Source organism: Endozoicomonas sp. G2_1 (genome assembly GCF_017744155.1).
Classification (GTDB): domain Bacteria; phylum Pseudomonadota; class Gammaproteobacteria; order Enterobacterales; family Alteromonadaceae; genus JAGHQT01.
The window spans coordinates 24026-35842 of the sequence record NZ_JAGHQT010000003.1; the positions used below are offsets into that span (position 1 = coordinate 24026).

13 protein-coding genes are annotated in these 11817 nt (G+C 40.7%); 2 read left to right on the forward strand and 11 right to left on the reverse strand.

Features of this window, described 5'->3' with window-relative positions:
• Nucleotides 1-2 precede the first annotated feature (2 nt).
• The gene (locus tag J7384_RS05380) at nucleotides 3-614 is read left to right on the forward strand and encodes a nucleotidyltransferase (RefSeq protein ID WP_209111863.1); all 612 of its coding nucleotides are present in this window, start codon (nucleotides 3-5) and stop codon (nucleotides 612-614) included.
• A gap of 73 nt (nucleotides 615-687) precedes the next feature.
• Here the strand turns inward: J7384_RS05380 and J7384_RS05385 are convergent, their stop codons facing one another.
• Together J7384_RS05385 and J7384_RS05390 are read right to left on the reverse strand one after the other, a co-directional pair.
• Complete coding sequence (locus tag J7384_RS05385) at nucleotides 688-3291, reverse strand: DUF4132 domain-containing protein (RefSeq protein ID WP_209111865.1); 2604 nt, start codon at nucleotides 3289-3291, stop codon at nucleotides 688-690.
• Nucleotides 3292-3301: 10 nt separating this feature from the next.
• Entirely contained in the window at nucleotides 3302-3697 is a 396-nt protein-coding gene (locus J7384_RS05390) for a hypothetical protein (RefSeq protein WP_209111867.1), read from the reverse strand.
• Between the two features lie 167 nt (nucleotides 3698-3864).
• Between J7384_RS05390 and J7384_RS05395 the strand changes: the two genes are divergently transcribed.
• On the forward strand, nucleotides 3865-4563 hold the full coding sequence (locus J7384_RS05395) for an alpha/beta hydrolase (protein ID WP_209111869.1): 699 nt from the start codon (nucleotides 3865-3867) through the stop codon (nucleotides 4561-4563).
• Nucleotides 4564-4640: 77 nt separating this feature from the next.
• Here J7384_RS05395 and J7384_RS05400 read toward each other — a convergent pair whose 3' ends face one another.
• From J7384_RS05400 to J7384_RS05440, 9 genes are all read right to left on the reverse strand, one after another.
• On the reverse strand, nucleotides 4641-5903 hold the full coding sequence (locus J7384_RS05400; RefSeq protein WP_209111871.1) for an AAA family ATPase: 1263 nt from the start codon (nucleotides 5901-5903) through the stop codon (nucleotides 4641-4643).
• Between the two features lie 9 nt (nucleotides 5904-5912).
• Nucleotides 5913-6542, reverse strand: a complete 630-nt coding sequence (locus J7384_RS05405) for an RNA ligase family protein (protein ID WP_209111873.1) — start codon at nucleotides 6540-6542, stop codon at nucleotides 5913-5915.
• 191 nt (nucleotides 6543-6733) lie between these two features.
• Nucleotides 6734-7081, reverse strand: coding sequence for a phosphotyrosine protein phosphatase (locus J7384_RS05410; protein ID WP_209111875.1), 348 nt, complete (start codon nucleotides 7079-7081; stop codon nucleotides 6734-6736).
• The gene (locus J7384_RS05415) at nucleotides 7074-7661 is read right to left on the reverse strand and encodes a hypothetical protein (protein WP_209111877.1); all 588 of its coding nucleotides are present in this window, start codon (nucleotides 7659-7661) and stop codon (nucleotides 7074-7076) included. Before J7384_RS05415 ends, J7384_RS05410 begins: the two co-directional genes overlap by 8 nt.
• Before the next feature lie 160 nt (nucleotides 7662-7821).
• Nucleotides 7822-8448 carry a peptide chain release factor H gene (gene prfH / locus J7384_RS05420; RefSeq protein WP_209111879.1) on the reverse strand — a complete coding sequence of 209 codons (627 nt, stop codon included), beginning with the start codon at nucleotides 8446-8448 and terminating at the stop codon, nucleotides 7822-7824.
• A complete protein-coding gene (locus J7384_RS05425; RefSeq protein WP_209111881.1) occupies nucleotides 8445-9611 on the reverse strand; it encodes an RNA ligase RtcB family protein in 1167 nt (388 codons plus the stop codon). The genes prfH and J7384_RS05425 overlap by 4 nt, the downstream gene beginning before the upstream one ends.
• Before the next feature lie 403 nt (nucleotides 9612-10014).
• On the reverse strand, nucleotides 10015-10656 hold the full coding sequence (locus J7384_RS05430; RefSeq protein WP_247741651.1) for a DUF4291 domain-containing protein: 642 nt from the start codon (nucleotides 10654-10656) through the stop codon (nucleotides 10015-10017).
• A 32-nt stretch (nucleotides 10657-10688) separates the two neighbouring features.
• Nucleotides 10689-11255 (reverse strand): RNA 2'-phosphotransferase, encoded by a 567-nt coding sequence (locus J7384_RS05435; protein WP_209111883.1) that lies wholly within the window; start codon nucleotides 11253-11255, stop codon nucleotides 10689-10691.
• Nucleotides 11248-11811: an NADAR family protein gene (locus J7384_RS05440; RefSeq protein WP_209111885.1), complete on the reverse strand. Its 564-nt coding sequence runs from the start codon at nucleotides 11809-11811 to the stop codon at nucleotides 11248-11250. The genes J7384_RS05435 and J7384_RS05440 overlap by 8 nt, the downstream gene beginning before the upstream one ends.
• Nucleotides 11812-11817: the final 6 nt, after the last annotated feature.

Consider the following 11817-nt stretch of genomic DNA (forward strand, 5'->3'; position numbering starts at 1 on the left):
TCATGAACAAACAACACATTAAAACACTAATGATTCAAGAGTGTGCGAAGCTTATGTACTTTGAAGGCGTTAGCCAGTATTTCGACGCTAAAAGGATAGCGGCTAAGCGCATTTGCAAAAGCAAAAATCAGTTTTTCCCTACTAATGGCGAAATTGTCAATGCGGTACATGAATTAAGTATGCAGGATCGGAGCTTTGATAGAGCCCATACACTTTTTAGAATGCGAATAAAAGCATTAGAAATTATGGAGCTATTAGACTGTTTTTCTCCCAGATTAATTGGGTCTGTTAGTACAGGTAAAATAAAGCGAACTAGCGATATCGACTTGCACGTATTTTGTGATGACATTGAGTTGTTAACTACATTTTTAAACGATGAGAAAATTTCTTTTGAGCAAAATGAAGTGCTTATCATGAAGAATAACAAGCCTAGAGTTTATCAACATATTTATATTGTAAACGAGTTCAATATAGAGCTATCTGTATATCCGTTTAATGAATTGAGGGTTACAAGTAGAAGTAGTACCGATGGTAAACCTATAGTGAGAATGTCAAAAGCTAAACTTGAAAGATTGATTGAACAGGAACATTGGCGCGAAATAGTACAAGCTTAGTACTCCTTGCTTTGACATAAGAATAGTTACTTCGTTAACTGAAGTAACTATTCTCTATAAACAAACTAATAATTTATAGCTGACTCAAAATCGTTGGATCTTTAATTTTATTATCTTCTGCGAGTAAAAACGCTTTCGAAAGTACAATCGATAGACCATTGTCACCTTCAAATGGTAAGAATACATTATTGAGGTTTTTATCTTTGCTCCGACTCGGGACAATACACAGGTAGCGATCATTAGGCATGATTAAAATGTTTCCGCTGCCAATGTGAATTTTATAAGTGTGTTTTGTACCTTTAACGATCAAAAACTTATTATCAATGTGCGCAACATCTCGCAATTTAAGGCGTGGTAATAGTTTTTCTAACACGTCTTTCCTAGTTTTTGCCACTTCACTTAAATCACCAAAAGAGTAGGAGTGCCAATAGTCACGGTATGCTGCTCTTCCGTCAGGCCCTCCATCTTGCCATTGAGGGTCGTTCCCCACACTGGCGACACCTACAAATAGATCAGCGTCTCTCATGATTTCGGAAAACAATAGAGGTGGGACATCAGCGAGTTCAACGGCTTCACCGGATTGATCACAAAACCTGAGTTGGTCAGTAGCAACATAATACCAAATACCGACATCAGTATATTGGCCGTCTTCATCTATCAATTCGTTTATCCAGAATTGGGCGGTGAGCTGGTGTGCCGGTAGATACTTTTGTGCTAGTTCGCCGTCAGCTCCATTATCAAAGGCACCTTGTAGTGTATATTTCCAACCTCTAGTTGCAGCTAGAGAGTTGAATTGGTGCTGTTTGATAATATGTGCAGCCATTCTATTGGAATAAATACGAGTATTAATTTCGGCATCCGTAAGTAAATAAATTTCACGAAAAGCTTGTTTAATCGGCTGTTTAATTCCTAGATAGTCCAGGCGTTCTCGCCATGCTAAAACCTCTTCTGCTTCAGAAAATAGCGGATGCCACAGAGTAACTTTAGCATTTGGATCAATATTAACGGCGTTGCCTGATACGTCTTGCCATTGTTCGTTAATGTATAACAGAGGTTTTTCATCAAATGACCAAATTAATTTTTGCGCGATAACACTAACTAAGCCGTGCTTTAAATAGTATTGTTCAAAATCTGTAATGGTCCATTCCATAACATCGGTATATATTCGGTCAATGCGATCTTTTTGTGTAGATAGGTTTTGCTTTATTTGTTTGACAGTGGCTCTTGCTTTTTTGAGATTGTCATTAAGTGCTTTATCATTTTTGACGAAAGCAGGCACTGACTTTTGTTGTACACCATCAGGCTTTAACCAAATTTGCTCTACTTGATTAACGCCTGATACCTTTATTTGTAAACTAAAATCATTGAACGGTATGCTAATTTTTCCCTCTATCAGGTTGAAATCAGGGACAGATATTTCCTCGACCTGAGCTGGCTTTATACCAAGTTTTTCTGCCTGTTGATCTATGTATGTTTGGATCAGTTTTTGGGTACTATTTTGTTTTACTCTGAGCTTTAACCTAGATAAATGACCAATTCCTCCAAGCCCTTTTGATTGAGCTAAGGTATAAATTCCCGCATTGCCGACTGCTAAAGCAACAGGACCGTGATCAGGTATTTTCTCGAAGCACTTTTCCGTCAGTTTAGCGATATTTTGCACGCTTTCTTGATCATGAAAGCGACTCATCGACCAAATTAGCCCTTTTAACAACTGATAACAGCCTGACTCTATATATTCATAGTTGTGGTAAACATATTCTTGGCCATTATAGTTACTGGTTCTTTGCGTAATAATGACCTCTAACTCAACCAACTGCTTGAATAGCTGATTGACTAACTTTTTATATGGTTTAATGCCAATTTGGTCGATTAGTTGGCTCGAGGTGGTTAAGAATTTTTTGCTCGGTTTGCCAGCTTTAGCAGTCGACAAGTGACGCAGTAAGCTATTCCAATTGTTATCGTTTGTCAGGTTACTTGTCTCGAAAGCTTGTCTTGCTATTTGACCAAAGCGACCACTGCTAAACTTGTAAGAAGGAACTTGTTGTTCGCCATTAGCGTTGGCACTAGTAAGAGCATTTTGGAGTTTTTGAATGGCTTTACCGATATCTGGCCCCCAATAGTAGTTGCCTTCATTGCCGTTTATATGAGGCTTAATTAGTTTATTAGCCAAAAGCTCTTCAATATCTTCAGCAATGTGCGTTTGTGGGCCATGTCGTTTTACGTGTTTTTCAATTTGAGTGGCGAAATAACCAAAAGGACCATCGTTCAATGCTAGTTTATTTTTGCGGCCTTGGTGATAAAGCAAAGAAAACAAATCGCTAAAACTGTAATCGATTGGAAAATCTATTCTCGTTTTAAGTAAAGCTTCGATTAATCTTGAGTAAATATAGTTTGCTTGCTTATTGGGGTTGTTGTAGTCACGTGTATCAAGATCATAGCTGTTAATTTTGTTCATCAAAGCTTCAAGCGCCGCAATTTTTTGTAATGCAGGTAATTTTTTTAGCTGCTGATATTCTTCACAGTCTTTAAAAGGCAAATGATGATAACTATAGAGGTACTCGGTCGAGTCTATGACTTGTGTTTGTATCGCGTTGAAGTAGTGATCAAATTCAGAAGTTTGTGGCTGTGCACCCGACGTTTTAGCGTTTCTAAGCCTTTGTAAAATTTTTTCTAGCATATCGGTCTTTTTAGCCTCCCACTAGTTGGGTTAGTTTGATAAAACTGATAGAGGTATTCGCGGTTATCTTGATGGTTTGGTCTAAGCTTTCTGCTTGCATGTCGTCTATGAGAATGAAAAAGCCGTTACTTTCAAATGCGTTAAATGCTATTTCAATTTGTTTTTCAGGATCTACTTGATGTTTTTTTTTCGGTGAGCCGTTGAGAGTGGTTTCTAGAGTTTTCGGTTTGACCAGAGAATGTCTACTAGATTGCTGCTTTTCATTGTATTGGACGACTTCTTGGTATACCCGCTCTACAATTAAGTCTTTAACAGTGATTTGGATGCGATCGAACGACAATTCTAATTCTTGATAAACTTGGCCAAAGCCATTTTCATCCTTAATTTGTATTTTTGTGATCTGCAAGGTAAGTACTCCCTACTTGAATTGATAGTCTTGAAGGACATAAAGTTATCACAGTTAAACCAATAAGACTTCAAAATGTCTGAGCTATTGTCTTTAGCCAGGTTCATTGCACTATTATTTTTTGTTGTTAGGTTAATTGTTATAAACGCTATGGAGAGGTTTGTATATTGAAACTAGTATTACTACCCGGCATGGACGGTACAGGAGAGTTATTTGCTGACTTTGTTAAGTATTATCCAAGCGATTGCGTAGTTATTTCACTACCTCAATCTGGTGCACAGGACTATGTATCTTTATCTAAGCGAGTTGCTAAACAGTTACCTGATGGAGACATTGTCTTACTAGCTGAGTCATTTTCCGGTGGCCTTGCGATCGAGCTTATCAAAAGTGATTTAAACATTTGTACGAGAGTCAAAGGTATCATCTTTGTTGCTAGCTTTCTAAGCAGCCCTAACAAAGTGATGATTAAGCTAGCGCTGAAGTTGCCCATTCACGTATTAGCTTCTGTATCATGTGGTAGCATTTTACATCAACATTTATTTTTTGATGGTAGAGCTTCGCGTGAGTTACTCTGTCAATTTACAAGGCTGGTTAAGTCTGTACCTGAGACAACACTAAAGGCTCGATTAGAGGTCATGTTGCACCAGCGACTACCTCCTATACTATGTGATATACCAATACTCTATCTAAGAGCCTCTAAAGATCGACTGGTTAGTGTGAAAAAAGGTAATGAGTTTTCAGCTGCTTTTAGTGACTTAACATACGAAGAATTGAAAGGGCCGCATTTTTTATTGCAAATAGAACCAAAAAAATCTGCGGAGATAGTTGTTAAATATGTCAATGTACTGAGTTGGAGTGAGGCCTAATAATACGGCTGGCATTTTTCTTTTTGAGTACCAGCCAAGTTCGATATCACGTCAAACTTGGCTGGCGCGCTCAGACTTTACTCAAACGAACCATAGCGATAAAGCTCTTTGCCTTTTTCGCCAATGATCAACAAGCGATGCGCTTCGCTAAACCAAGGCCATTCCAGCTTATTCATCTGGTCAGTAATAACTTCGTCACTAACGGCAAACTTGCGATGTCGGTTGTTTGTTCGCAAGGCTTTTTCACTTTGTTGAAAAACAACCATAGTGATTAGCGCGTTGTAGCTTGTGCCTAAATCGCAAATGATTTTTCTAAAGTCTTTGCGAATATTGGTGGCGTCCCAAACTACATCACGCTTTTGTGCTAGTGCTTGCTTAAGCCTTGTTTTAGCTTGCTGCAATACTTGTCCTCGATTTTTTTGGCTCAAGCGTTTGCCATTAATTTCACGCCTTATTTCATCGAGCGAAATGACGTCAAAATTACTTAGGTTTTGCTCAATCCAAGTCGATTTTCCACTGCCACTTATGCCACACATAACGTATAAGTGACTGTATTGTTGGCACGCTTGGTAATGTTTAGCTATTGCTTCTTCAGCTGTGCTAATGTCTCCACTGGCAAGTTGAGTGGTTGCATAGCTATTTAAAAACACTTGCTCAGCGGTGTTTTTCTTTACCTGGATTTGTGCCAAGTGAGCTAATGCTGGAGTAGCCATTTGCCAGAGCTGATACTCTTCAGCATATAGCCGAAACTGTTCTAAAAAGTCGAGTTGTACTGATAAATCAGGACAAATTCGTCCCTTCATATCTGCAATTTCGAGCCAGTAAAGCAGGGCTAAATCAACGTTTAACGACAACTTAAAGTAGTCTTTAAAGTCGCTATTTCTCAATACCAGTAATTTAGGCATTTGATGAAAACCAACCAAGCCCATAATAGTTAAAACACTTTGTTGATCAAGCGGTAAAGAAATTAAGCGAGTCGCTAAATAGCTAGTGCCAATCTGCTCGTGTTTGGGAGCAACTAGACGTATTTTTCCCGCAATTTCCTTGCGCCGAGTTGTTAACGGCTTTGCAATATCGTGGAGCAATGCCGCTAGTATCAAGCTTTGGCGAGCAACTCCCCGAATGTGTTTGGCCTCTGACTCTAGCTGGGTGTAAAGTGCTTGCAAGACCATCTCTGTGTGAATAGCAACATTACCTTCTGCATGCCAATCCGAGTCTTGTTCGGTATTCTCGAACTGGTGCAGCAAAGGGAAATATTGCCCTAAGTAGTCAACACATTCTGCAAAGTTGGGCGTATGGTTCTCTGCCAAGCTTTGTAGCCAAGTAGTTAGTTTGTTCATGGTAACCTCCTAGTTATCAGCGCCTTTTAAACCGTTGGCAATAACCTCAGCGTGCATCCAGTGTTTGTTGGTGCTGACGTGGTTGGGACGAACCCATTTGGCCACCGATTGAGCAAATTGATCAAAATGAAAACTGTCGGCAAGTCTAACCACGTAACCTTCTTGCTTGCTTTGATCTAGCGTGAGTTCGCGTATCGTTTTTTCACACCACAAACCAGTATAAAGTTCTTTTGGTGGTTCTAGCCCCAACTTAGCAAACAGCGTTTTACTGGCTTGCCAATCCAAACACATGTTGTTTTCATTCCATGCTGAAAAAGCGACAAAATAGCTCGGTAGATTGTCATAGGCGATAGAATGCTGTGCATAAAGGTTCTCACCGCAAATGCGCCAGCCTGCTGGAATGTTATAGCCAATACGAGCTTGCAGTGCTTTAACCCAAGTGCGAGATGGGTGAAAGCGACTGTCGATGGATCGCGCGTGAATAAAGTCGGAATAAAGCGTTGTATTTTCGCCATCCATTTTTTCAGTAACGACAACCTTTTTGCCTTCAAAAGGGCTGGCATTGCCTTGGTGTATGTCGTCTGACGTAGCTCCTGGTGACCAAGGCAAATGTGGGGTACGCGGGTATTTAACTCTCATTTTTGTAACTCCAATTGTAACGACTATTTTTACAGCGGGTATGTTCTGCAATGCAGATAATTCGGCGCTGTAAATTTGCGGTGCAACAACACGCTTTGCCAGCGCTGCTGACAAAGTTAGTGTGTGCGGTATTAATCGCGGAATTACATTGTTCTATCCTCACTTTAGTTATGCCTATCGCAACTACCTAGTTACTGTGAGCATGTATTAATCTTCAAACTACCACTGACTGATTGAGTAATAAGCTCAACTAGTTCTGGATCCATGTACTGGTACTCGTCGGGAATATCGAGTACCTGAATATTTGTATGATGTAACAGTCGAGTAAATTGCGCCTTTAATCGACATTTGTGTTTATTTTCCATCACAAAAATAATATCTGCCCATTGTATGTCGCTGGCATTTACCGTTCGTTTTGCTTTTGGGCTAGTACCTGCTGAGCGTACGGCAAGAGCAGGGTAGTTTTTCCAGACCTGCTCTGCTGTTGGGCTGCGCCATTTATTGCGACTACAAATAAATAAAACGCGTTGTTTACTCATTACCAGTATTTTTCTCCATGTCTAAGACTATGCTATGGCAAGGTAGGTTACAGCCATCGTCAAATTCAGCGGCAGCATGAACACCTGTTTCAGCGATTTGTTGTGCCGTTGCTCCAGACTCATAAAGAGCATGCATAGCACCCAATGCAAAACGTCTGCCTGAGCCGAGCGCCCAAAACTGCTCATACTGATGTACTTCGCGATAACTACCAAATTGAAAAATGCCAGAGGAATTAATGATCAAGCCGTCGAGTTGGTTTGACTCAACCGGCTGGTCACTGTCTTCATTGGTTTCAATAAAATATTCATTTTTCAACTTGTCTTGAATCGCCAATAAGGTTTCGAATATTTGCCACCTCGTTTTTAGGTTAAATAGTTTCGGCTCCGTTTCTATTAAGTGCTCGAGGATTTGACTGGTTGCCGACCAGCCAGTCATGCCTATAACACTGTCTTGTACCGGAAAAAGTTTTTTGCGATCGTTAACGTATTTTGCGTGTACTTTTAACGAGCCAAAATTTAATTGCGTGTCGGCAGAGATACATACTTTGCCATCTTTTATTGCTGCTGTAATAACAGTCATTATATTCTCCTTGAGTAGCTGTATTATTGTGGTTAGTAGCTACTCTTTTGTTGATTTCTAATGTAGTTTTTCATTTTGCTCTCCACTAGAATTGAATCTAGAAGAGAGCACCTTTTAGTTGTGAAATTAACATTGTTACTCTCCTTAAATTGGTTATGTACTATTGACTTAACACGAACTTTTCACCTTTAAATATTTTTACTGGATTACCTCGTTGCAATTGCCAATGTTGTTGCCAGCGCGCTTGTTCTTGTTGACTCATTTTTTGCTGCTGAGCCATTTGCAGTTTTTGAAACAGCAACGCTTTTGCTAAACGCTTGTTGGCGTGTTGGCTGCGTTCACTTTCAACGCGCACTGAAACTCCTGAACTAGTGTGAGTGGCTCGCACAGCCGAGTCTGTTGTGTTGACATGTTGCCCGCCAGCACCAGATGATCGACAAGTTTGGTAAACAATCTCGCGATCAAATGTCATTTCGTCTACTTGGTATACTTGGCCGCTAAAAAACCAGTTTTTGCGTTTGTGTTGTGGGCGGTATTTACTTTGGCAAACCCAAAGCATTGCTCCTTGCCACGTTTGTGCAAACGCTAAAGCTGTTGCTTTTTGATTGCTTTCTATCTGCAGTAAGGCCGACTTAAAACCTAACTTGTTTTCACCCTGACTCGCGTCAATTACCGTGCAATTTAGATCGCTCGTTTTACATTGCTTTTCAATGGCTTTAACGGCGAGTGCAACCGCTTGGCAGCACTCAACTGGCCCTTGGCCGGCGGAAAATTGAAGTAAAATCATTTGCTACAACTCCCGTTAGTTTTAAATGTGAGTACCGGGCGCAACCTCGCGATAATCTCGATTAAACCTGCCGCTGCCATATCTAAAATAATACTTTCACATTTTTTGTAGGCTTGCGGCGCCTCGTCGTATAACAATTCTTTGTTGCCACAAACGACTCGGCTACCCAATGCTGTTCGGTATAAGTCTTCGCGTTTGTACTTGTGACTTAATCGGCTTTGGCAGTCGCCGCGCTTCCACTTTCGGCCCGCACCATGAGCAAGAGAACACAAGTTGTGGTTTAGCTCCTGCTGCTGGTTTAATAGCGGTTTCACCAAATAGCTGTAATCACCGCGTGAACCCGGAATCACAACATAACCAGCGTCGCTAGGCGTCGCCCCTTTGCGGTGAAGCCAGCCTTTAACACCATCGATTGTTTTGGGTGAAACGAGGTTGTGGTTAACATCAAGTACGCAATCACCTTGTGCTTTTATCGCTGCTAAAAAGCGCTTGGCTATAAGTGAACGGTTAAGCTCAGCCCAGCGCACCGCATGGTTGTGCTCAGCAATATACTGATTAAATGGCTCACTATTTGTCGCCAAACCATCATGGTTAAATTCACTAATGTGCTTAACCAAAATCGACTGCCCTAAACCGCGAGATCCCGAGTGCACTAAAAGCTGCAACTGCTTCTTGTTTATGCCCAGTTGATCTAATTGGCTTTGGTCGTAAACTTGGTCAATCGCCTGAAACTCTGCAAAGTGGTTACCACCACCTATAGTGCCAAGCGCATGATCATAATTGCTGTTAGTAATATTTTTCTCGCGTTTGCCTTGAGCAATGTCATCAGCCCAGTTGTCGTCAAGTGGCTGTTCAATCGTTTTGAATTGTTTAGCCATTTTGTCTAGATTGACTTTGGCAACTTTGCTCGATGTTTGCCACAACGCCATGCCACAACCAATGTCATTACCGACTAAGGCCGGATAAATTTTACTGCGCGTGAAAAATGCCGCACCAATCGGATAACCTCGGCCCGGATGCAAATCAGGCATACCCGCGACGCGTTCCATACCGGTTAATTCGGCTGTTTTAATTAATTGTTGTATTGCTAGCCCTTCAATCCACGTATTTTTTGAGGCAATAAGGCTAACTTTGTCAGTAATTTGTTGGACGGATTTGTCCATAACACCAATTCCTTTGTTCATTTGAAAATTTGGTTTTTTAAAACGAATACGGTTTGGCAGATCTTTTTAGCGTTGAACAAAAACCATAGGCAAACAAACAGGCTCTAGCGACGAAGTGCTAAAGTGAGTTGCTTTAGTTCAGCTTAAAAAGAATTACAGAATGTTGGCGTAGCTTGTTGCTAGCTAAAAAGATCTGCAAAGGGTAATAATGTATTTTTCATGTTTTTTACTCCTCTACAGTTAGTTGAAAAATGATAGTTGCTCACTAAATAAGCGAGCGCATAATAATCAGTTTAATTTGTGAAAGCAAACTTAAAATTAATAAATTGCTAAAATTTCCTATATTTCGACTCATTTTCACCGCAAAAAAAGTGAACCATATTGGCATTCATTGCGGTGTCTGTTACATACACAGATTATTCTGAATTTCTTTTGAGACCGAAAACACTCGCTCTTTCGGCGTCAGTAATTTTGTTAAATCACCAGCTTCGACAAATTTTCTTTGCTCGGCAACAAAGGGTGAAATATCTTCAATGCGAAAAATGCCATCACCTTTAAACGGCGCTAAATAGTTGTTTCTCAAGCCTAGCTGAATTGCCTTGCGGTCGAGCTTTTCACCATAGGGGTTATGATCGGGATCCCACTGAAGGCGGACATCAGTAGTGGCTATTTTTTCTTTCCACTCTTGTTGTGCTAAGCCAAATACGTTAGTTGACGGAAAAGCATTTTGTAGTAAATATTCGAAATATTCAGGTTTGAGAAATATGGCTAATGTGGTCTCTTGACCTTCTTTGGTGCCCCAGCCTGATCGATACATCATCCAGAGAAAGTTGGGTTTAATCCAGCTCATTCTCGAATAACTGAAGTCACCGCCAAAGTACTGTTGTTTTGCTGCAAAGTTGCCAATACTAGGGCGATAAGCTTGGTAAACTATTACGTAATCTTGGCAACTTTGAGCCATGATATGTTTGCCACTATCCGGCCAAAATGCTTGCTGTTGGTAGTATGGCTCAACCTCAAGCCACGACTCTTGATCAATTTTCAATGTATTATTCCTTTGTTGTGTTTCTGTTTTGGTTAGCTAATGTGCCAGTGAATAAATTCAGTTGGTACATTGTCAACGAGCCAAACATTGTTTGCTGAGCGATAAAAGATAAAACCTTGCTCATGCATTTTTTTGCTATCGATTTCGAGCACTTTAAGTTTTCCATATCGACTGCCAACCGACGCCGCCACCGTTTTTGATTCGGTAAGGTGAACATGGTGTCTGTTTCCTTTACTGAGTCCTTGTTCCTGAATACTTGCGCAGAAGCGTTCAGCGGTTCCGTGTAACAGTTTCTCAGGTGGTATAAGTGGTGTTAATGCCAGATCAACATCGATAGAGTGACCTTGGTTCGCTCTGATTTTTGTTCTGTTTGAGTTTATTGCAAAACGCTGTTTGTCATTCGTTTCAGCGACTAAATCAACAAGTTCAGCTGTCAGTGGATGTTCAGTAGTTTTATCGACAAGCTCATCGATTGAGGCCCAGCCACAGCTGTCTAGCTTTAAACCAATAGCATCGGGTTTGTGTCGTAAAACAAAGCTCAAATATTTGGATATTGCGGTGAGCTGCTTTTCTGTGATGCCTACTATTGGGTTAGTCATTGATCAGTCGCTCTCTTACTTCCATTAAGGCATAGCCCAACAAATTCAAACCACGCCAGTGTTCAGGTTGCTCTATTTTCGGATTGTCTTGGGCCATGCCTATTCCCCATATCGAATCAACAGGGCTCGCCTCAACGATTACTCTGTCATTGGTGTTAATAAGAAAATTGGCAAGCTCATTATGAGCCCTGAATTTAGCCAAATTGGCGTTTATCACAATATCAAACCTATGTTGTTGCCAAACTTGGTCATTGAAGTTGGCGACAGTTCTACCTATGGCTTTTGCTTCGCCGGGCGATTGGGCGGCAAGCACTTTGTTCGCTGATTTTTTATCATCGAATAACATGGCTTTAGCAAACATCATATAGTGCTCTGCAGTTTGAAAGTGGCAGTTATCGCTGGTAAAAGGAGCGTGATACCACTGACTAAAACAGCTTTTGGTGACAACAGGTGCACTACTAGTCATTTTGCTTTGGTGCCCCCAGAAAAAAAGGTATTTAACCGCAACACCATTTGCAAGTGCTTGCAGCAATTCTTGATTATTTCTTATATTCATTTTGTT